The sequence below is a fragment of the Nibrella saemangeumensis genome (assembly GCF_039541915.1).
GTDB lineage: Bacteria > Bacteroidota > Bacteroidia > Cytophagales > Spirosomataceae > Nibrella > Nibrella saemangeumensis.
This window is the reverse complement of record NZ_BAABHD010000083.1, coordinates 190,859-212,448: the sequence shown is the minus strand read 5'-3', so window position 1 is coordinate 212,448 and position 21,590 is coordinate 190,859. Positions and strand designations below refer to the sequence as shown.

At 51.4% G+C, this 21,590-nt stretch carries 16 protein-coding genes; 15 read left to right on the top strand and 1 reads right to left on the bottom strand.

Annotation, left to right across the window (positions count from 1 at the left end; genetic code table 11):
• Positions 1 to 5: 5 nt before the first annotated feature.
• A complete protein-coding gene (locus tag ABD949_RS27060) occupies positions 6 to 1,226 on the bottom strand; it encodes an NADH-quinone oxidoreductase subunit D (RefSeq protein WP_345248990.1) in 1,221 nt (406 codons plus the stop codon).
• A 165-nt stretch (positions 1,227 to 1,391) separates the two neighbouring features.
• Between ABD949_RS27060 and rpmG the strand changes: the two genes are divergently transcribed.
• The 15 genes from rpmG to ABD949_RS26985 all read left to right on the top strand — a co-directional run bounded on the left by rpmG (position 1,392) and on the right by ABD949_RS26985 (position 21,251).
• Positions 1,392 to 1,574, top strand: a complete 183-nt coding sequence (gene rpmG / locus ABD949_RS27055) for a 50S ribosomal protein L33 (protein WP_345248988.1) — start codon at positions 1,392 to 1,394, stop codon at positions 1,572 to 1,574.
• Positions 1,575 to 1,579: 5 nt separating this feature from the next.
• Positions 1,580 to 1,735, top strand: coding sequence for a DUF4295 domain-containing protein (locus ABD949_RS27050; RefSeq protein WP_345248985.1), 156 nt, complete (start codon positions 1,580 to 1,582; stop codon positions 1,733 to 1,735).
• 137 nt (positions 1,736 to 1,872) lie between these two features.
• A complete protein-coding gene (gene ftsY, locus ABD949_RS27045; protein ID WP_345248983.1) occupies positions 1,873 to 2,829 on the top strand; it encodes a signal recognition particle-docking protein FtsY in 957 nt (318 codons plus the stop codon).
• 10 nt (positions 2,830 to 2,839) lie between these two features.
• Entirely contained in the window at positions 2,840 to 3,205 is a 366-nt protein-coding gene (locus ABD949_RS27040; protein WP_345248981.1) for a nucleotidyltransferase family protein, read from the top strand.
• Positions 3,168 to 3,545: a HEPN domain-containing protein gene (locus tag ABD949_RS27035; RefSeq protein WP_345248979.1), complete on the top strand. Its 378-nt coding sequence runs from the start codon at positions 3,168 to 3,170 to the stop codon at positions 3,543 to 3,545. Before ABD949_RS27040 ends, ABD949_RS27035 begins: the two co-directional genes overlap by 38 nt.
• On the top strand, positions 3,538 to 4,053 hold the full coding sequence (locus ABD949_RS27030) for a hypothetical protein (RefSeq protein ID WP_345248977.1): 516 nt from the start codon (positions 3,538 to 3,540) through the stop codon (positions 4,051 to 4,053). Before ABD949_RS27035 ends, ABD949_RS27030 begins: the two co-directional genes overlap by 8 nt.
• A 6-nt stretch (positions 4,054 to 4,059) precedes the next feature.
• Positions 4,060 to 4,692 carry a hypothetical protein gene (locus tag ABD949_RS27025; RefSeq protein ID WP_345248975.1) on the top strand — a complete coding sequence of 211 codons (633 nt, stop codon included), beginning with the start codon at positions 4,060 to 4,062 and terminating at the stop codon, positions 4,690 to 4,692.
• Positions 4,693 to 4,779: 87 nt separating this feature from the next.
• Positions 4,780 to 6,093, top strand: a complete 1,314-nt coding sequence (gene rimO, locus ABD949_RS27020) for a 30S ribosomal protein S12 methylthiotransferase RimO (RefSeq protein WP_345248973.1) — start codon at positions 4,780 to 4,782, stop codon at positions 6,091 to 6,093.
• Between the two features lie 68 nt (positions 6,094 to 6,161).
• The gene (gene bshC / locus ABD949_RS27015; protein ID WP_345248971.1) at positions 6,162 to 7,724 is read left to right on the top strand and encodes a bacillithiol biosynthesis cysteine-adding enzyme BshC; all 1,563 of its coding nucleotides are present in this window, start codon (positions 6,162 to 6,164) and stop codon (positions 7,722 to 7,724) included.
• Positions 7,725 to 7,729: 5 nt separating this feature from the next.
• Positions 7,730 to 8,329, top strand: a complete 600-nt coding sequence (locus tag ABD949_RS27010) for a 5-formyltetrahydrofolate cyclo-ligase (RefSeq protein ID WP_345248969.1) — start codon at positions 7,730 to 7,732, stop codon at positions 8,327 to 8,329.
• 402 nt (positions 8,330 to 8,731) lie between these two features.
• Positions 8,732 to 11,926, top strand: a complete 3,195-nt coding sequence (locus tag ABD949_RS27005) for a SusC/RagA family TonB-linked outer membrane protein (RefSeq protein ID WP_345248967.1) — start codon at positions 8,732 to 8,734, stop codon at positions 11,924 to 11,926.
• 20 nt (positions 11,927 to 11,946) lie between these two features.
• Entirely contained in the window at positions 11,947 to 13,806 is a 1,860-nt protein-coding gene (locus ABD949_RS27000) for a RagB/SusD family nutrient uptake outer membrane protein (protein WP_345248965.1), read from the top strand.
• Between the two features lie 84 nt (positions 13,807 to 13,890).
• A complete protein-coding gene (locus tag ABD949_RS26995; protein WP_345248963.1) occupies positions 13,891 to 17,400 on the top strand; it encodes a VCBS repeat-containing protein in 3,510 nt (1,169 codons plus the stop codon).
• A gap of 52 nt (positions 17,401 to 17,452) precedes the next feature.
• A complete protein-coding gene (locus tag ABD949_RS26990) occupies positions 17,453 to 20,893 on the top strand; it encodes a ThuA domain-containing protein (protein WP_345248961.1) in 3,441 nt (1,146 codons plus the stop codon).
• Positions 20,894 to 21,035: 142 nt separating this feature from the next.
• Positions 21,036 to 21,251 carry a hypothetical protein gene (locus ABD949_RS26985; protein WP_345248959.1) on the top strand — a complete coding sequence of 72 codons (216 nt, stop codon included), beginning with the start codon at positions 21,036 to 21,038 and terminating at the stop codon, positions 21,249 to 21,251.
• Positions 21,252 to 21,590 lie beyond the last annotated feature (339 nt).

Sequence of the window (21,590 nt, the reverse complement as noted above, 5' to 3'; positions counted from 1 at the left end):
CTGTCCTATCGGTCTACCTCCCCCATCACTACATCGATAGAACCAATAATAGCGATGAAATCGGCTAACATCGCACCACGGGAAATTTCGTGGATAACCGATAAGTTGTGAAAGCAGCACGAACGGGCTTTACAGCGTACCGGAATGTCAGATTTACCATCGGTACGGAAGAAAAACCCTAATTCACCCTTAGCGCTCTCCGCCCTGGCATAAAAATCCATGGCTTTTGGGCGGATTTTCTTCGGTACCATAGCCTGCGGGTCAAAGTCGCGGGTGCGCTTTAAGTCGGTGGTTAGTCGGTCGAGGCACTGCTCAACCAAACGGAGAGACTGCCAGCACTCCAGCACCCGCACATAATTGCGGTCCCAGCAGTCACCAACAGTGCCTACCATGCCCTCGCCAATCGGCACGTTAAATTCCAGCTCCGGATAGACAGAGTAAGCGTCGACCCGGCGGAGATCGTAACGAAGTCCGGAGCCGCGCAGCACCGGGCCGGTACACCCATAGTCAATAGCGACCGGAAGCGGCAATACCCCTACATTAGCCGTCCGCTGCACAAAGATCTTATTATCAATAACCAGCTGCTGAAGCTCCTGCAGTTTAGGCTTTACGTAGCGGACGAACTCCCTGCACCGCTCTTCAAAACCCACTGGCAGATCAAAGAACAGTCCACCAATCCAAATATAATTGTAGAGCATCCGGGCTCCGCTGGCCCATTCCAGCATCCGCTGGATATGCTCCCGGTCACGCATTAGCCACAGAAACGGTGTGTAGGCACCTATATCAAGCGCATAGGTCCCTATGGCGACGAAGTGAGAAGCAATCCGGTTTAGCTCGGCGACCAATACCCGGATGTATTCAACTCGTTTTGGCAGATCATTCTGCATTCCCAGCATCTTCTCAACTCCCATTACCCAGACATGCTCTGAGTTCATGGCGGCCATGTAGTCGAGCCGGTCCACGAAAGGTATAGTTTGGTTAAACGGCAGCGACTCGGCATGTTTTTCAAAACAGCGGTGCAGGTAGCCCAGATGCGGCACTACATCGTTGATAATTTCGCCGTCGGTAATCACTTCAAACCGCAAAACCCCGTGGGTAGACGGGTGCTGCGGTCCGACGTTCAAAATCATTTCTCCCTCCTGTAACGTTTCCTGGCTATACAGCGTTGGTTCTGAAGCCCGAAAATGGCCGGGGGCATATTCGTATTCGATGATTTGAGTTGTCATGCGCGGCAAAGGTCCTTAGTGTGTCCTCAAAATCAAAAGCTTTGTTCACTCCTGTGCCAGAAAAACGCTAACCGCTTTAGATTCATCACATTTTGATAAATCTTTTTTGTGAGAATAAAAGCTTTTCGTAAATTTGCACTCCGATTGAGAAAATGACGTACAGCAATGGCTAAGAAAGGCAATAGAGTTCAGGTTATTATGGAATGCACCGAACAGAAGGACAGCGGTGTTCCTGGCATGTCGCGGTACATTACCACCAAAAACCGCAAAAATACGCCGAGCCGGATCGAGCGTAAGAAATACAACCCGTTTTTGAAGCGCGTTACCGTTCATAAAGAAATTAAGTAATTGTTATGGCAAAGAAGGTAGTTGCAACCCTGAAGAAAGAAGGTTCTGGAAAGACCTTCGCGAAGGTAATTAAAGCGGTGAAGTCTCCGAAGACTGGTGCTTATACCTTCAAGGAAGAAATGGTTCCGGTTGATGAAGTGCAGAACGCTCTGAAGAGCTAATTCCTCACTTACAACTAAACGTATGCTCAAAAGTCCCTTAATGGGACTTTTTTTGTTATAGATTTGTTGAGGTTAGTCGATAGTAAGGCTATGTGAACACTAACGACTATCCACTATTGACTAACGACTATTCACCTATGGCACTGTTTGGCTTTTTCTCCAAAGAGAAAAAAGAATCACTGGATAAAGGGTTAGAGAAAACGAAAGACAACTTCTTCTCGAAGCTCGGCCGCGCCGTGGCCGGTAAATCGAAAGTAGATGAGGAAGTGCTCGATGAACTGGAAGAAGTCCTGATCACCTCCGATGTGGGCGTGGAAACGACCGTTAAAATTATTCGCCGGATCGAAGAGCGCGTCGCCCGCGACAAATACCTCGGCACCGATGAACTCGACCGCATCCTGCGTGAAGAAATAGCCGCGTTGCTCTCGGGTATGCAAGACGGCAACGTATCCGATGATTTTGTGCTGCCTGCGGATAAAAAGCCGTATGTGATTATGGTTGTCGGCGTCAACGGCGTTGGTAAAACCACTACCATCGGTAAACTGGCGTCTCAGTTTCATAGACGGGGTTATAAGGTAGTGCTGGGAGCCGGCGATACCTTCCGGGCGGCCGCCGTGGACCAACTTAAGCTCTGGGGCGACCGCGTTGGCGTGCCGGTGATTTCGCACGGCATGAATACCGACCCCTCAGCCGTGGCTTTCGATGCGGTAAAGAAAGGAGTGGATATGGCCGCTGATGTGGTGATTATTGATACCGCCGGCCGTCTGCACACGAAAGTGAACCTGATGAACGAGCTGTCGAAGATTAAGCGCGTGATGCAGAAGTTCCTGCCGGATGCTCCGCATGAGGTGCTACTGGTTCTCGACGGGTCAACCGGGCAAAACGCCTTTATTCAGGCCACGGAGTTTACGAAAGCCACCGAAGTAACCGCGCTGGCGATTACCAAGCTCGACGGAACGGCCAAGGGCGGTGTGGTCATTGGCATCTCCGACCAGTTTAAGATTCCGGTCAAATACATCGGCGTCGGCGAAAAGATTGACGATTTGCAGACATTCAACAAGATGGAGTTTGTGGATTCGTTCTTTAAGAAGTAACTCTAAGCAAATGGCTGTTGTATCTGACCTGGAAGCTGTTCACCGCGATGTAGTCGCTATAATGAAGCGACACTATGGTGACCGCCTGGCCACTCTTATGCTTTTTGGCTCCTACGCACGTGGTGACTTTCACGAGGATTCGGATATTGATTATCTGGTAGTTCTCACAGATGAAGCTATATCGTTATCCAGAGAAATATCAGCTCTTAGCCCTACGCTCAGCCAATATTTCTTAAACTACAACGTATGGATATCAGCCAAAGTCACAACCAAAGAGGTTTATTTAAACACCATAAAGCCATTTTTTGCAGAAGTAAGAAGAGAGGCAAAAGTAATTTATGACGCCAAATTTAGCTTCCTACCTGAAGAAATCTGAGGAGCAGTTAGCTACAGCTAAAACTCTGGCGGCCATAACCCCTACAACTCCCTCCATTGTCCATAATTGTTATTATGCTTTCTTCTGGGCTGTTCGCGGTCTGTTAACTGAAAAGGGCGTTATTGTTAAGAAGCACTCCGGTGCTCATCAGATGTTTGGATTACACTACATCAAAACTGGTGATGTGCCTGGAAAATCTAATGACTACCTGTATGACCTTTTTGAACAAAGGTTAATTGCTTATTACGACGTTGAGGGTGAATTTGATGCAGAGCAGATAACTACTCTAATTCAGCGCACTGAGGAATTTCTCAACTTTGTCCGTGAAAAATATGCGTAATATCTGCTCGACCCGGTGGGCCTGCAACCTGTCGGCCTGGTTAATTTTGGTAAGCCTGGTGCTGGGTATTACCTATGCAGCATCAGCCCAAAAACCTTTGTCTAAAAAAGCAGCCATTAAAGCACCGTTCCAGGGTATCTGCGGCACGGTCCTCTTTAAATCCGGCAATCACATGCCGGGACCGGATATGCCCCGCGCTGGTGCCAATGGCCGGCCTGTTCAGCGGGAGGTGCTAATCTATGAACTGACCAGCTTAAGCCAGGCAGAAGCGGAGGAAGATGGGTTTTACAGCAAGGTCAACCGCAAACTGGTGAAAAAAGCCAAATCAGATAAGAACGGCAAGTTCTGTGTTGCGCTGCCGGTTGGACGCTACTCGCTGTTTGTGCGGGAAGAAAAGGGCCTTTATGCGAATCTGTCCGATGGGCAGGGCAATATCTTTCCCATTGAAGTAAAAAAGAACCGCAAGACCGACACGACGGTTGATATTACCTACGCTGCCGTATTTTAGCGGTCTATGTCTGTTCTCCTTATCCTTATTGCTGTTGTTGCTCCGTTTGGCTGGCTCATTTATAAGCTGCTCCGCTATTCTCAACAGGCATATAACGAAGATTCGCCTTTGAAGAAGGCGGTAACCTACCAGATTCACGCTAAGGACTATCTCACCCGCCTGAATTTTTTAACGCTGCTGCTAGGGGCTGGTACATGTCTATCAATGTGCCTAACCAGTTTTTATCTTGTTTCTATCGCTACCCAATGGGTTCACTGGCTCCTGATTATTGCTCTTGCCGGTTCTGGTATCTATGGTTTGTATTTTCAAGTGCTGGCTTTTCAACTAGAGTTTCAGTGCTGGGCAATAACCAGAGCCGTTCAGGTCACGCTAAACCCTGACACCAAAAGCATCTTACTGGAATCACCGGCGTTCTGGCTCGAAATTACGCCCGACAATCTGGTCCGTATAGAGCAGCATGGTACGGGTGCTCAATCGTCTAAAATCTTTGCCGGTTATGGATATTATAAATTCTTTCTGAACAACGGCCAGATTGCTTTTCTCAATTCTGCCAGCAGTTATCTGGATTATACCCTCAACGAGTACTTCAAAGAGATACCCAACAAGTATTGCCCCCACAAAATACCCTGGGTGAAATGATGGCAGGTTTACCCAAGTTTCCGAACTTTGTCCAATTTTTCAGCGTTCAGGAATAGTGCATTTCGGTACGAGTAAGATTATAGTCCCTTGAAAACAAAAGGCTTACGTCAGAATAAGATAAACATCGTTACGCTGGGTTGTTCAAAAAACCTGGTAGACTCCGAAGTTTTATTTACCCAATTAAAAGGCAACGGCTACGACGTCACCCACGAGTCGAAGCGCGATGATGCGAATATTGTAGTCATCAACACCTGCGGCTTCATCGACAACGCCAAGGAAGAATCCGTTAACACCATTCTGCGGTACGTCGATGCCAAAGATGCCGGCGTGGTAGATAAGGTCTATGTGACCGGTTGCCTCTCCCACCGCTACAAAGACGAGCTGGAAGTAGAGATTCCGACCGTCGATGCCTGGTTCGGCACCAACGAGCTACCCCGACTGCTCAAAACACTGAAGGCAGATTACAAAAAAGAACTGGTTGGCGAGCGGCTGCTGACGACCCCGGCTCATTTTGCTTATTTGAAAATTGCCGAAGGCTGCGACCGGCCGTGTTCCTTCTGTGCTATTCCGCTCATGCGCGGCAGTCACGTGTCCCGCCCGATGGACGAGCTGCTTACCGAGGCCCAATCGCTGACCCGGCGCGGTACCAAAGAACTCATTCTGATTGCGCAGGACCTGACTTATTACGGCCTCGACTTGTATAGGAAGCGTAATCTGGCGGAATTGATGAACCAGTTAGCTGACGTAGAAGGCATTGATTGGATTCGTCTGCAATATGCCTACCCCTCGGGTTTTCCGATGGATGTGCTGGATGTGATGCGCGAACGGCCGAACATCTGCAATTACCTCGATATGCCCCTGCAAACCGGCTCTACGGAACAGTTGAAGCTGATGCGCCGGGGTATTACCCGCGAGAAAACAGAAGTCCTTATCGAAACCATCCGCGAAAAAGTACCCGGTATCGCGCTGCGAACGACATTGATCGCCGGCCACCCCGGCGAGACAGATGCCATGTTTGAGGAAACCTACGACTTTGTGGAGCGGATGCGATTCGACCGGCTGGGCGTCTTTACCTACTCCCACGAAGAAAATACGCACTCCTATTCCTTCGAGGATAATGTACCGGCCGAGGTAAAGCAGGAGCGTACCGATGCCATCATGGAACTACAGCAGGGTATTTCCTACGAGCTGAATCAGGGAAAGGTGGGCAAGACTTACAAGGTCCTGTTCGACCGGAAAGAGGGAGGCTACTTTATTGGCCGGACGGAGTTCGACTCACCGGAGGTAGACAATGAGGTACTTGTACCGGCCTCTCAGCAACTCATACAGTTGGGCAGTTTTGCCAATGTTCGTATTACCGAAGCCCACGAATTTGATTTATACGGCGAAGTTGTTTCGTAATATTGTAGCCCCGTAAGCGCAGAACCTTACGGGGCTTTTGCTTGTTCAGCCGATTAAAACCACCCCGCATGGACTGTCAGTACCTACCGCTATCCGCCACTGGCCAATTCTCTCCGTTATTTTTAGATTACCTTAATCAAGCCGAATCCCTTAAGCCCTTCTATACTAATTCCCCCAGCCTGGAAGCCTTTGGGACGCAGATGCAGCAGAAGCAGTTCCCACCCGAACACCGGGCTACGCTGGTAAACGCCCTGGAGCGACAATACCAGCACATTGATAAAAAGCCGGATTTCTCCATTCTGGCCCAGCCGAATACCTTTACTGTTACCACCGGCCATCAGCTCAACATCTTTACCGGGCCGTTGTATGTCCTGTATAAACTAATCACTATTGTCAACCTGACGAAGCGGCTTAAGTGGGTATATCCGGAACACAACTTTGTACCCATTTACTGGATGGCGTCCGAAGACCACGATTTTGCCGAGATCAACCATTTCAGCCTCTTTGGCCGCAACTACACCTGGGAAACGCAGCAGCAGGGTGCTGTGGGCCGCATGAACCCCCAGGAGTTGAAAACGCTGTTTGGACAGATTCCGGAGAAGCTGTTTTTGTTTGAGGAAGCCTATCTGACCCACGAGACCCTGTCCGACGCCGTTCGCTATTACATGAACGAACTGCTGGGACATGAGGGACTCATTTGTCTCGACGCTGACGATGCCGACCTGAAGCGGTTATTCATTCCGGTCATGCAGGACGAACTGCTCAACCAGACGACCAATAATCTGGTGGCCGAAACCTCCCAACAACTCGAAAGCCTCAGTTATCAGACGGTAATTTCGCCCCGTGAAATCAACCTGTTTTACCTCGGCGATCAGCTTCGGGAGCGCATTACATGCGAGCATACGCCTGGGGGTTCGAAATTATACAAGGTGCTGCACACCGACCAGCAGTTCACTCAGGACGAGGTACTGGCCCTCCTCAATGAACATCCAGAACGGTTCAGTCCAAATGTGGTATTAAGGCCTGTGTATCAGGAAATGATCTTGCCGAACCTCGCTTATATTGGCGGACCGTCAGAAGTGCCGTATTGGCTGCAGTTAAAAGGTATCTTTGACCATTTTGGCATTTCATTCCCACTGCTAATTCCCCGGAACTTTGCGTTATATGTCTCTAAAGTGAGTAGCCAGCGGATTAAGAAGCTGGATTTATCGCCGGAGGATCTGTTCCAGGACAAGGTCAGTCTGAGACGCCGGTTTGTGCAGCAGCACACCAACAAGGTACTGGAATACGATGCAGAAAGACAGCTATTCGAGCAGGGATTTGCCGAAATGCTGGAGAAGGCTACTGCTGTGGATGTAACGCTGGAGAAAGCCGTAGCAGCCCAGCGGGTCCGGCTGCTAAATGCGGTGGAACGGCTGGAAAAGAAGCTGAAGAGGGCCGAAGAGCGTAACCAGTCGGTGGGCATTGGGCAGTTACAGGCAATCCACAATGAATTATTCCCAAATGGCGGCTTGCAGGAGCGTACCGAAAACTTTCTGACGTTCTATCTCAACGACAAGACTTTTATTCAGCAGCTCCTGGACGCTTTTGACCCGCTCGACTTCCGTATGCAAATTCTGCTGCAAAAATAACCGGTATGTACAAGGCCGAACTACGGAAGCTGTACCGTACCAAACGGCTGGCGCTCTCGGAGGCCGAATGGCAACAGCGATGTACCGCCATTCAGGAACGACTGCTAACCTTCTTTAACGAACGCTTTTCGCCGGATACTCCCCTGACGCTGCACACCTTTCTGCCTATCCGGCGGCAGCGCGAAGTGGATACCTATCCAATCATTGCTGAACTCCGGCAACGCTATTCCAAGCTGCGGGTACTGATTTCCCGAAGCAATCCGGATGGATCAATGACGCATATCGTCTGGTCTGGTCATGAAACCTTAACGGAAAATAAGTGGGGCATCCCGGAGCCGGCAGCGATAAAGCTTGCTGAAGTGAACAGCACAGCCATTGATATTGTCCTGGTGCCTCTCCTCATATTCGACAAACAGGGAAACCGGGTCGGTTATGGAAAAGGGTACTACGACCGATTCCTGACTACCTGCCGACCTGATGTGTTGACTATTGGATTATCTTTATATGAGCCTGTAGAAGCCATTTTCGACAAAACTTCTTTAGATGTACCAGTATACGTTTGTTTCACTCCTTTTGCGAACTGGTACTTTTTTAACCACTTATAACTTTATTTTTACAAAATAGTACTAATACCGTAAAAAGGTCATTAAATTTGGTTTGCTTTATTCTTATTGAAGAATTAATGGTATTCCATCTTAACAGACCTTTTCTATGATTGATGATAATGTACGCTCACCTTTCCAGCCTGATTAACAGGTAGATAACCTAAATTTTCAATTGCCTTCTTTATTCTGCCATACAAGTGGCAGAAGACCAAGCCGTTCGTTAACTGATGCATTTGGTAGGCTACACCGACTATCGGTAAATCCTATGATTTAACAATAGCCAATCGTAGCAGAGCGCTGCTCTTTCGCACCCGGTTAGTCCCAACCTATGCTTTTATCGAACAGATGTATCTGACCTGATAGGAGTAACAGTATCCCAAACCTTAAAGTAAATTAAACTCTATGGCAATTAGCTGTACCAGACAAGTGCCGTTTTCTCCGGGAAGCAAATCTCCGGCTGAAGGCTGGCTTCGGCAGAAACATGCCTATGTTCTGTTCTTCTTACTACAGATCCTCTCTGTAGGTGTATTCGCCCAAACGAAAGTTTCCGGTAAAGTAGCCGACGAACAGGGGCAGGGCCTGCCCGGTGTAAGTGTGGTTGTTAAAGGAACCACTACTGGTTCGGTTACCGACATGGATGGTAAGTACACCCTGAATGTTCCGTCAGGAACTTCCACCCTGGTTTACTCATTTATCGGCTATCTGACCCAGGAAGTTGCTGTCAACAACCGCTCGACCATCAATATCTCGATGGCGACCGATGTGAAGGCGCTCCAGGAAGTAGTTGTAGTGGGTTACGGTGTACAAAAGAAAGAGACCGTTACCGGTTCCGTTGTCTCCGTAAAAGGGGACCAACTGGTGAAATCGCCGGCTGTAAACCTATCTAACTCGCTGGCAGGCCGTTTGCCGGGTGTTGTTGCGGTAAACCGCAGTGGTGAACCGGGTTATGATGGATCCGCTATTCGTATCCGGGGTTCCAACACACTGAACAATAATGATGCGCTTATCGTAATTGACGGTATTCCGGCGCGGGCCGGTGGTCTGGACCGTATCAACCCGGCTGATGTTGAAAGTATTTCTGTACTAAAAGATGCTTCAGCAGCTATCTACGGTTCTCGTGCAGCTAACGGCGTTATCCTGATTACTACCAAGCGGGGTAAGACGGGTAAGCCGGAACTGTCGTACTCCTTTAACCAGGGCTGGGCGCAGCCGACGGTTATTCCTAAGCTGACCAACGCAGCGCAGTATACGTCTATGCTGAACGACCTTGACATATACGGATTACCCGTAAACGAGTGGGCTGCCGCAACACAGGCGTATAAGAATACTGGATCGTTCACCCGTCCAAACGGAACGGTACGGAATGCACCCTACTCACCGGAGGCTATCAAAAAGTACGCCGATGGCTCAGACCCCTGGAACTACCCCAATACAGACTGGTACGGCGCTACGCTAAAGCCCTGGTCTCCGCAATCACGGCACAACGTGCAACTGACCGGTGGTACAGAAAACTTAAGGTATCTGGCTTCGTTAGGGTATCAGAACCAGGACGCTTTTTACAAAAACTCCGCAACGGGTTTTAAGCAGTATGATCTGCGCCTGAACCTGGATGCAAACGTAAATAAATACATCCATGTCTCTCTAGGCGTGTTAGGCCGCGAAGAATTCCGCCGTTTCCCAACCAAGCCGGCCAGTGCGATTTTCCGGATGCAGATGCGTGGTAAGCCGCAGGAGCAGGCATTCTGGCCCGACGGACGTCCCGGTCCGGATATCGAGAATGGTGAAAACCCGGTTGTAATTACAACTAACCTGACGGGTTATGACCACGATAAGCGCGACTACTTCCAGACCAACGGACAACTTGACATCAAGATTCCGGGGGTAGAAGGCCTGAAGTTTACCGGTACAGCCGCCGTGGATAAACTCATCCGGAATACCAAGCGTTGGGAAACGCCCTGGACGCTGTACCAGAAAGGCTCCGGCGTGGATGCCAACGGTAACCCGAACCTGGTTGCCAGTCGGCGCGGCCAGCCCGAACCCCGCCTGCAGCAAGGTAACGAAAACACCCTGAACATTCTACTGGGTGGTATCCTGACGTATGAGCGGAAGATTGGCGACCATGGCTTGACGTTGCTAGCTGGTACCAACCGCGAAACCATTGAAGGTGATAACTTCAACGCCTTCCGTCGGTACTTTATCTCGCCAGCCATCGACCAGATGTTTGCCGGTGGTGACCTGGAGAAAAACAACGGCGGTGGAGCGTTTCAGCGGGCACGTCTGAACTACTTCGGCCGGGTAGCTTACAACTACAAAGAGAAGTACCTGGCTGAATTCCTGTGGCGTTACGATGGTTCGGATATCTTCCCCCCCGCTACCCGTTACGGCTTCTTCCCAGGTGTGATGCTCGGCTGGGTAATTTCGGAAGAGAGCTTCCTGAAGAATTCACTCCCGGACGTAAACTACCTGAAACTGCGCGGTTCATGGGGCCAGTTAGGTAACGACCAGATCGCCACGTACCAGTACCTGTCTACCTATGGTTTCCGGAGCTACATTATCGGCAACGTAGAGAGCAAAACCTTGTTTGAAGCGCGGGTACCGAACGAACAAATTACCTGGGAAGTTGCAAACAACGCCAACTTAGGTCTGGAAGGACAATTGTTCAACGGAAAAATCAACTTCGAATTTGATGTTTTCTCGAACAAGCGGACAAACATCCTCTGGACTAGAAATGCTTCTATCCCGCAGTCAACGGGAATGTCCCTGCCCGCCCAGAACATTGGTGAGGTGGCCAACCGGGGCTGGGAGTTTAATGTCGGCTACCGCAATCAGATTGGCGACTTTAAATACAGCGTAAGTGTAAATGGTGGCTATGCCAAGAACAAAGTACTATTCTGGGACGAAGCGCCGGGTGCTCCTGAATGGCAGCGTACAACCGGCCGGCCGATGTTTACCTACCAGGCTTATATCTACGATGGTGTGTTTAAAGACCAAGCCGACATCGATGCGAACAAGCTTGATTATAAAGCGATCGTAAACACGCTTCGTCCGGGTGACATGAAGTACCAGGACTATAACGGAGATGGTAAGATCACACCCGATGATCAGGTTCGCACCGACTATACTAACCTCCCACTATTCCAGGGTGGTGCAAACATCACGGCAGGCTACAAGAACTTTGACCTGACCATCCTGTTCCAGGGTGCGGCCGGTGCCAGACAATACATCTCGCCGGGCGAAATGGGTAACATCGGTAACTACCTGCTCGACATGTACGAGAACCGCTGGACGGTAGAAAACCCGAGCAGTGTTCACCCGCGTATTGCCAACCGCGCCGATCAGTACTATACTGGACAAAACAACACATACTGGCTGCGCAGTTCTGATTACATTCGTCTGAAGAACTTTGAAGTAGGTTACACCCTGCCTGTTACCGTAAGTGGCAAAGTAGGCATGAGCAACTTCCGGGTTTATGTCAATGGTCTGAACATGCTGACGTTTGACAAGCTGAAAGTATTTGACCCCGAAACGTCGAACGCAACGGGCCAGTACTATCCTCAGTCGAAAATTATCAACGCAGGCTTAACAGCCACCTTCTAAACTCATTAACTTGTATACTTATGCGTTTAATTCGAAATACGTTATTAACAACTATAGTGACGTCACTGGTCATTACAGGTTGTAACGATAACTTCTTAAATACCAAACCGCTCGACCAGGTATCTCAGGCGGCTGTTTGGACTGATGCAGCCCTGGCCGAAGCTTTCGTAACTGAAATTTACGCAGGCTTGGGGAACGGTGGTTTCGATGAGCAGATGCTAGCTTCGCTCACGGATGAAACCATTTTTACGCACCCCGGTAGAAACATCACGACCATTACGGAGTCACGCTCCAACCCGGCCGATCCGGGTTGGATCAACGGCACGATTAGCTGGGCAAATATGTATCAGCGTATCCGGGCCGCAAACCTGGCGCTGAAGAACCTGGAGAAGCCGCAGTTTGAGAATGCCAATGGTATTGTAGACCGGCTGAAAGGTGAAGCGCTGTTTATGCGGGCGTATTATTACCACCAGTTAATCCGGTATTATGGTGCCGTTCCTCTCGTTGATCGCCCTTACGAACTGGGAGAAGCCGATTATTTGGCCAAGCGCAACACCTGGGAGGAGAACGTCAATTTTATCGTGAAAGATCTGGACGAATCGGCTAAACTGCTCGACGGTAAAAGCATGGCTCGTGGCCGGGCAAGCAAAGCTGCGGCCCTGGCCCTGAAGTCGCGGGTGCTGGTGTATGCCGCCAGTGACCTGCACGACATACCGACCGCCAAGGCTAAGTCGGCTACCATAGCCGCCTATTCGAACCCTGAGTTCCTGGGTTATGTAAGCGGTAACCGGACGGAGCGCTGGCAAAAAGCCAAAGATGCCGCCAAGGCTGTTTTAGACCTGCCGAACCTGGGCAACCAGTTGAACCTGTCGGCTCCGCTGCCGCGTGAGGAAGCCATTCAGACTTATATCAACAACTCTATGGCGCGTAATGGCGGTGAACGAGAGATCATTTTAGGTCGCTATTTCATCAATGCCAAGCAGGAGAACGGCGGTCGTCAGGGTCTGTTCAATGGCCCGAACGGCTATAACAACTGGGCAGGAAACACCCCGATTCAGCACATGATCGATGATTATGAGATGATGGACGGCTCTCGCTTCGATTGGAACAAGGCTGAGCATGCGGCTGCTCCCTATACCAACCGCGACCCACGTTTCTATGCATCAATACTGTACGATGGAGCGCAGTGGAAGCCCCGCTCATCGGCCAACGCGCCCCGCGATCCGCTGGGGCAGATTCAGACCGGCTCATACGAAATCGTGAACAGCTCAGGCCAGAAGGCAACGCACTTCGGTCTGGATACCCGTAAGAGCGTAATAGAAGACTGGAACGGGAGCTACACTGGCTACTATGCCCGGAAGTTTATCGATGCCAACCCGGCTATTGTTGACCAAAATACCTGGCAGGAAGTTCCCTGGCCGGTGCTGCGATACACCGAGGCCGTGCTGAACTACGTTGAAGCCTGTATCGAATTAGGGCAGGATGCCGAAGCCCTCACCTGGCTGAACAAAATTCGCTTCCGGTCCGGTATGCCGGCTATTACGTCAACAGGTGCGGCCCTGCGCGAGCGCTACCGGAATGAGCGCCGGGTGGAGATGTTTATGGAAGAGCAGCGCTACCACGATGCCCGTCGCTGGATGATTACGCCGACCGCCTTTGCCCGCAAAGCCAATGGTATCAACATCACCGGTACGCTTAAGCCTGGTAAAACGCTATCGGTCTATAAGTATGACCCAACCAGCTACGATTACAAGTACACTGTATTTGAGATTGACCCTGGTAAGGAAAACCGCACCTGGAATGATAAGATGTATTTCTTACCAATCCACCGGGATGAGATCAACCGGAATAAGAACCTGGTTCAGAACCCCGGCTATTAAGAAAATAGACTTATTTTCGTTAATTTTGAAACTATGCCAGCTACGTTTAGCTGGCATAGTTTTTTATAAGCCTTTCTTTTCTGCATGAAATTGAATACCGTTAACTGGCTTTGTCTGTTGCTTGCCCTGACTGGTGGAGTAGTATCAATATCCGGGTGTCAAAACAGGAATACCGCTTCTGCCGAAGGAAAGCCTGCCGCTGCTCCCGATAATGCACTCTTTACCCTACTCTCCCCCGACCAAACCGGAGTGGCCTTCTCTAATAATCTGACCGAAGGCCTGAACACCAACGTCTTAATGTATGAATACTTCTACAATGGCGGTGGCGTAGCCGTGGGAGACCTCAACGGCGACGGGCTGGACGATATTTACTTCACCGCCAACATGAACCCTAATCAGTTGTACCTCAACAAGGGGAACATGAAGTTCGTGGATGTTACAGCAACGGCGGGTGTTGCTGGTCGCGAGGGGCCCTGGAAAACCGGCGTAACTATGGCGGATGTGAACGGCGATGGCCGGCTTGACATATTCGTCTGCCACTCGGGCAGCCTGCGGCCCGAAAGCCGCATTCCCGAACTGTTCATCAACGACGGCCCCGACGCCAGCGGTATACCACACTTTACCGACCGCACCGCCGAGTACGGCCTGGCCAACCCGGCCCAGACTACGCAGGCGGCTTTCTTTGATTATGACCGGGATGGCGACCTCGACCTGTTTCTGCTGAACCACAATCCTCGCTTACTACCAATCCTGGATCCGAACGCAACAGCCGCCCTATTGAGGCAGCCCAATGCCGAAACCGGGGTACGACTGCTGGAAAACAGAGGCCGGAAAACCGGTTCCTCGTTCTCACCTACTTTTGTCGACATTACCGATCGGGCCGGCCTGAGCAGTTCTGCCCTGACCTACGGGCTTGGCATCGGCATATCGGATTTGAACGGCGACGGCTGGCCCGACCTGTACGTGTCCAATGACTACACCGTTCCGGACTACCTCTACCTGAACAATAAGAAGGGTGGCTTCACCAATATGCTGCCGGCAAGCATGGGGCATACCTCCAATTTCTCGATGGGGAATTCCGTGGCAGACGTCAACAACGATGCCCAGCCCGATATTCTGACCCTTGATATGCTGCCGGAAGATAACCGCCGGCAGAAGCTGCTGATGGCCCCCGACAATTACGAAAAATACGACCTTGCCGTGCAATCAGGCTTTCACCACCAGCTGATGCGCAATATGCTGCACATCAGTAACGGCACCACCTCGGGCGTACCCACCTACCGGGAAGTAGGCCAACTGGCGGGTATTTCCAATACCGACTGGAGCTGGTCGCCCCTGCTGGCCGACTTTGATAACGACGGCTGGAAAGACCTGTACGTGACCAACGGCTACGTGCGCGACTATACCAACATGGACTTTCTGAAGTATATGAACGATTTCATGCAGAACCGGCCGACCAATCCCAGCCGGGAAGATGTGCTGCAACTTGTTCATCAGATGCCCGCGTCCAATGTAGCCAATTATATGTTTCAGAACCGGGGTAGCGCTACCGATGCCGTTACCTTTGCCAACGTGGGTACCGCCTGGGGACTTACTCAAACCTCAAACAGCACCGGAGCTGCCTATGCCGACATGGACAACGACGGTGACCTGGACCTGATTATCAACAACACCAACCAGCCTGCCTTCATCTACCGGAACGATGGTATCCGTACCGACGGCCCGGCCCGGTCAGCGAATCATTACCTCGCCGTTCGCCTGGAAGGCAATGCGCCCAATACACAAGGGCTGGGGGCCAAAGTAATGGTCTACCAGAAGGGCCGTCAGCAATACCGGGAACAGATGCCGACGCAGGGTTACCAGTCCAGCGTCTCACCCGTGCTGCACTTTGGTCTGGGAGCGGATAGAGCCATCGACTCGGTGCGGGTTGTCTGGCCGGGTGGCAAACAACAACTACTGACCAACGTAACCGGCAACCAACGGCTGACCGTGCAGGAGAAAAACGCAACAGGTATCTACCAGGCACCTGTTACCCCCACTCCTGTTTTCCGGGAGGTATCCGCTCCAATTGCGTTGCAACATCAGAAGAACACCATTAATGATTTCAAACGGCAGCCATTGCTGGTCAATCCTCTTTCGTTCTCCGGCCCCTGTCTGGTCAAGGCAGACGTTAATGGCGACGGTCTGGACGATGTTTTTGCGGGCGGCAACAGCGGTCAGGCCGGGGCGTTGTACCTTCAGCAGGCGCCGGGCCGGTTTGTGCCGAAACCACAGCCAGCTTTTGAGGCCGACAAGGCGAGTGAAGATACGGATGCCCTCTTTTTCGATGCCAACGGTGACGGTTTTGCCGACCTGTACGTAGCCAGCGGAGGATACGGCAGTTTTATGCCGGAGGACTCCTTGCTACAGGACCGGCTGTACCTCAACGACGGCAAAGGAAACTTTACCAAAAGCACCAACGCCCTGCCCATTATGCGGACCAGTACCAGCTGCGTTCGGGCGACGGACGTGAACGGCGACGGCCGGCAGGATTTATTTGTGGGTAGCCGCGTCATACCGGGTCGCTACCCGGAAGCCCCCCGGAGTTACCTGCTCATCAACAACGGTCAGGGGCGCTTTACAGACCAGACAACCACCCTGGCACCCCAGCTTGAGCGTATCGGTCTGGTAACCGATGCCGCCTGGACCGACCTGAACGGCGACAAAAAGCCGGAGCTGGTGGTCGTGGGCGAGTGGATGCCGGTAACGGTATTCGCCAATACCAACAGTAAGCTGACTGACCAGACCAATACCTACTTTGACAAACCTTATCGGGGCTGGTGGAACAAACTGCTGGTCGACGACGTAAACGGCGACGGCAAACCTGACCTTGTCGTCGGTAATCTGGGACTGAACTCCCAGTGCAAAGCCAGCGAGCAGGAGCCCGCCGAACTGGTCTATAAGGATTTTGATAATAATGGCAAAATTGACCCTGTGCTGTGCTTGTACGTGCAGGGCAAATCGTACCCCCACGCCACCCGCGACGAACTCCTCGACCAGCTCGTTATGCTCCGGAAGCGTTTCCCCTCGTACGACAGCTACGCTAACGCTACCCTGAAGGATGTATTCACCGAAGAAGAGCTGAACGGTGCCGGCCGGCTGTACGCCAACCACCTCCAGACGACCTGTTTTGCCAGTACCGCTGCGGGTAAACTACAGGCCCAGGTATTACCGACCGAAGCGCAGATTTCGCCCGCTTTTGCGCTGGCCGCCTTGGATTACGATCAGGATGGAAAGAAAGACCTGCTGGTATGCGGCAATCTCAGCCACGGCCGGCTGCGCTTTGGTAAGTATGATTCTAACTATGGCGTCTTATTAAAGGGAGACGGAAAAGGGCAGTTTACCTACGTTCCGCAGAGCCAGTCCGGCTTCCGGTTACAGGGCGATGTCCGGAGTATTCTGCTTGTGGGTAATACCTGGCTGTTTGGCATCAACCAGCAACCGCTTAAAGCGTATCAGGCAAAAAGTTCCGAAAAGACGCTTACCCATGCGCCTGCTCCCAGGAGTCAAGGCCAGTTGCCGAAGGCAGTTAGCGCAGTTGCCCGTGTCCACTAAATAGACTATAAACGATAAAAATAGTACCCTTACTATTCCTTACCCCAACCCTATGTCAACCTCTTCACGAGCAGCGCAACTTAGTGCGGCTCTTTTACTGACAGCCTCCGTTGCCGGTGGGTTTTACGGTTGCAAAACGCCGAAGACCACTACGGCGCAAACCCAATCGGCACCAACAGCAGTTCCGGCCCCGGTAGCGGCCGTCGCGCAGAAAGTACCCCGTATTTTGGTCTTCTCCCGGACAAAGGGGTTTTACCATAAGTCCATTCCGGCGGGTATTGCCGCGCTGCAGAAGCTGGGTCAGGAGAACAATTTTCTGGTGGATACCACCAAGAACGCAGCGCTGTTTACCGACGAGAACCTGAAGAAGTACAGCGCTGTGGTTTTCCTCAGCACCACTATGAACGTGCTCGACCCCGACCAGCAGGTTGCCTTTGAGCGCTATATTCAGGCCGGCGGTGGCTTTGTGGGTATTCATGCCGCTACGGATACAGAGTACAACTGGCCGTGGTACAACAAACTCGTGGGGGCTCAGTTCTCCAGCCATCCCAAACAGCAGCAGGCAGGTATCGATGTGATCGACAAAAGCCATATCTCCACTAGCCACCTGCCCAACCGTTGGGAGCGCTTCGACGAGTGGTATAGCTTCAAAAACATTAACCAGGATGTGAAGGTGCTGGCCAAACTCGACGAGACCAGCTACCAGGGTGGTACCAACGGCGACAACCACCCGATTGCCTGGTATCATGAGTTCGACGGCGGCCGAGCCTGGTACACCGGCGGTGGCCATACCGACGAGAGTTTCAGCGAACCACTCTTTGTGAAGCACCTGTTGGGTGGTATTCAATACGCCATTGGTCAGAATAAGGAGCTGGATTATGCAAAAGCCTATGCCGTTAAGACTCCCGAGGAAAATCGGTTTACCAAGACCGTTCTGTCCAACGATCTAGCTGAGCCGATGGAACTGGCCGTGGCACCAGATGGCCGGGTGTTTTATGTAGAGCGGGGCGGTAAGTTCTACATGTACGACCCCAAGACCCGCAAGAATAAAATGGTGCATAACTTCCCGGTTGTTGCCGTGGAGAAGTACCTGAACGGCCTGCTGGGGATGACCATCGACCCAAACTTCAACCAGAATCATTACCTGTACTTTTTCTACACTATCAAAGACGGTGAGCAGACGAAGCAGCGCATCGGCCGTTTTGTGATGAATGATGATGGTACCCTTGATATAGCCTCCGAAAAGTCCATTATTGAAGTTCCGATTGACCTGGAAGTAAGCGCCCATACCGGCGGCTCCATGGCCTGGGACCGGCATGGCAACCTCTTTATCTCGACGGGCGACAATACTGTCCCCTTCGAGTCCAGTGGCTTCTCTCCTACCGACTGGCGGCAGGGACGCCTGACGTTCGATGCGGCCCGCTCAGCCGGAAACGCCAATGATCTGCGCGGTAAGATCCTGCGCATTCACGTAGAGCCAGACGGTTCCTACACCATCCCCGAAGGCAACCTTTTCCCGAAAGGAACAGCGGGTACGCGTCCGGAGATCTACGTCATGGGTTGCCGTAACCCTTACCGGATATCGGTTGACCCAGCTACGTCTATTGTCTACTGGGGCGAAATCGGTCCGGATTCCGGTACTGACGGTGAGCAGGGGCCACGCGGCTACGATGAGTTTAACCAGGCCAAAAAAGCCGGTAACTACGGCTGGCCGTTCTTTGTAGGCGACAGCAAGCCGTACAAAGAGTACAACTTCGAGACCAAAGCCGTCGGCGCTCAGTTTGACCCCAGCGCTCCAGTCAACAATTCGCCGAACAACACCGGTATTAAAAATCTACCACCCGTACAGAAGGCGATGGTGTGGTACCCGTACAACAAGTCGACTGACTTCCCGGAACTGGGTCAGGGTGGCCGCTGCGCCATGGGTGGCCCCGTGTATCACTACGACCCAAATCTGAAATCAAATGTGAAGTTGCCGGCCTACTACGACAAGGCGCTATACATGTACGACTGGATGCGGAACTGGGTGTATGCCGTTCGCCTGGACGAGAACCAGAACTATAGGCGCATGGAGCAGTTTATGCCGACTCGGGGTGACTTCCGCCGTCCAGTCGATATGGAAATTGGTCCGGATGGTTCTATTTATATGCTCGAATACGGTACCGTTTACGGTATCGACAACGACGACGCCCGGCTGGTGAAAATTGAGTATAACCCCGGCAACCGCACGCCGGTGGCAGTAGCATCGGCCCGCGATACCATTGGCCTGGCTCCGTTCAAGGTAGCCTTCAACAGCCGCCGTAGCTATGACTACGACGAAGACGATCAGTTAAGCTACGAGTGGCGCTTTGAGAACAACCAGGTAGCCTCCACCGAAGCAAACCCGACGTACACCTTCCAGAAAAACGGCATCTATAAGGTCACGCTAAAGGTAATCGACCCGGCTGGCCAGAGTTCGATGGATACGCTGGAGATTAAAGTAGGCAATACGCTGCCGCAGGTGGCCATCAACGTTGCCGACAATAGCACGTTCTTCTTCTCCGACCAGACTCCGTTGAAGTACACGGTAGACGTGAAGGATAACGAAGACAAGGTTATCGACAAAAAGAACGTGAAGGTAGCGCTGAACTACATTCCGAAGGTGGCCGGCAACGATGCCCAGATTGGCCACCAGCAAATCAGCAGCACGTTTAATCTGGGTAAGAACCTGATGGCGGGCAGCGACTGCAAAGCCTGTCACCAGATCAATGGCAAGTCGGTTGGGCCGTCGTTTATCGAGGTGTCAAAGAAGTATCGGGGTGACAAAGGTGCCCTGACCCGGCTGGCTAATAAAGTCATCACCGGGGGCGGTGGTGTCTGGGGTGACCACGCCATGAACGCCCATCCGCAGCTCTCCCGTGAGGATGCTAACGAAATTGTAAAATACGTGCTGTCACTGGCCAACGACCAGCCCGACGTACGGCTGCCGCAGCAGGGTACCGCAGTTCTGAAGGAGCATGTGGGCAAAGACGAGCAGGGTCGCTACGTCCTGACCGCGTCCTACACTGATAAAGGCGGTGCCATTACGCCACTGAGCCGCAGCGAAACGCTAATCCTGCGCCCCGCCAAAGTCATAGCCTCCGACGCTGATGACCTGTACAACATCAACCGGCAGGGCCGGCGATTGAGCGGCATTAAGCACAACTCTTATTTTGTAATGAAAAACGTTGATCTGAAAGGCATTGAACAGCTGACTTACAACTATGCGTCTAAGGACTTCAACGGTATCATCGAGGTCCGCCTGGATTCGCCCAAAGGCCAGGTCATCAGCACCGCCAACTTCACCCCTACCGGCGACTGGCGCAAAGCTGCCGATATCAGCGCTCCCATTCAGGACCCCGGTGGCAAGCACAACCTCTACTTTGTGTTTACCAACAACCAGCAGCCAACCCAGAATCTGGCCGCGCTGAACTGGATCAATTTTGAGAAGGATCAGGCCATGAGCCGGCGATAACAATTGACGGTAGAACAGACGAGAAAAGCTTCCGGATAGCGTCCGGAGGCTTTTTTGTTAAAGCGTCTGTTACGGTGTTCTAGTGATTTTGTTATACCAGAAATAGATTGTATACTAGTTGAAAATAATTCCAGTCTTACTTATGAAAATAACAATTGAAGTAAATAGTCAGCCTGAGTGGGAAAAGTTAATTCAGTTATTAAAGGAGTTAAATATTGGTACTGCTGAGATCGTACGTACGAAATCCGGTGGTTCAACTAACCACCTTCCGCTGAAGAGGGGATCCGGCAAAGAAGCAGTATTGTATGTGGCCGACGACTTTACAGCGCCGTTACCTGATTTTGATGAGTATTCTTAAGAAATGGATATACTTCTGGATACTCACATACTTCTTTGGCATATCACCGATAATCCTCGCTTAAGTCTAGCGCATAGCGCAATCATAGAGAACTCAGCGAACCAATTATTTTTTAGTTATGCCAGTCTATGGGAGATTGCTATTAAAACAAGCATCGGTAAACGAAAATTCAGTACCCGATTGAGCACCTTGTTCCGCAGGAAATAACCTTAATACCGATATCAATCGACCATATTCAACGGGTCCAGCACCTTCCATTCCACCACCGTGACCCTTTTGACAGATTAATTATAGCTCAGGCATTGGAGGTTAATCTGCTTATTATGACTGATGACGTGC

What these genes read in the sequence shown, in the direction of transcription:
- ABD949_RS26990 (WP_345248961.1), top strand. Translation starts at nt 17,453, where the DNA reads ATGTCAACCTCTTCACGAGCAGCGCAACTTAGTGCGGCTCTTTTACTG.
- ABD949_RS26995 (WP_345248963.1), top strand. Translation starts at nt 13,891, where the DNA reads ATGAAATTGAATACCGTTAACTGGCTTTGTCTGTTGCTTGCCCTGACT.
- ABD949_RS27010 (WP_345248969.1), top strand. Translation starts at nt 7,730, where the DNA reads ATGTACAAGGCCGAACTACGGAAGCTGTACCGTACCAAACGGCTGGCG.
- ABD949_RS27060 (WP_345248990.1), bottom strand. Translation starts at nt 1,226, where the DNA reads ATGACAACTCAAATCATCGAATACGAATATGCCCCCGGCCATTTTCGG.
- ftsY (WP_345248983.1), top strand. Translation starts at nt 1,873, where the DNA reads ATGGCACTGTTTGGCTTTTTCTCCAAAGAGAAAAAAGAATCACTGGAT.
- ABD949_RS27030 (WP_345248977.1), top strand. Translation starts at nt 3,538, where the DNA reads ATGCGTAATATCTGCTCGACCCGGTGGGCCTGCAACCTGTCGGCCTGG.
- ABD949_RS27000 (WP_345248965.1), top strand. Translation starts at nt 11,947, where the DNA reads ATGCGTTTAATTCGAAATACGTTATTAACAACTATAGTGACGTCACTG.
- ABD949_RS27025 (WP_345248975.1), top strand. Translation starts at nt 4,060, where the DNA reads ATGTCTGTTCTCCTTATCCTTATTGCTGTTGTTGCTCCGTTTGGCTGG.
- bshC (WP_345248971.1), top strand. Translation starts at nt 6,162, where the DNA reads ATGGACTGTCAGTACCTACCGCTATCCGCCACTGGCCAATTCTCTCCG.
- ABD949_RS27005 (WP_345248967.1), top strand. Translation starts at nt 8,732, where the DNA reads ATGGCAATTAGCTGTACCAGACAAGTGCCGTTTTCTCCGGGAAGCAAA.
- ABD949_RS27050 (WP_345248985.1), top strand. Translation starts at nt 1,580, where the DNA reads ATGGCAAAGAAGGTAGTTGCAACCCTGAAGAAAGAAGGTTCTGGAAAG.
- ABD949_RS27035 (WP_345248979.1), top strand. Translation starts at nt 3,168, where the DNA reads ATGACGCCAAATTTAGCTTCCTACCTGAAGAAATCTGAGGAGCAGTTA.
- rpmG (WP_345248988.1), top strand. Translation starts at nt 1,392, where the DNA reads ATGGCTAAGAAAGGCAATAGAGTTCAGGTTATTATGGAATGCACCGAA.
- ABD949_RS27040 (WP_345248981.1), top strand. Translation starts at nt 2,840, where the DNA reads ATGGCTGTTGTATCTGACCTGGAAGCTGTTCACCGCGATGTAGTCGCT.
- ABD949_RS26985 (WP_345248959.1), top strand. Translation starts at nt 21,036, where the DNA reads ATGAAAATAACAATTGAAGTAAATAGTCAGCCTGAGTGGGAAAAGTTA.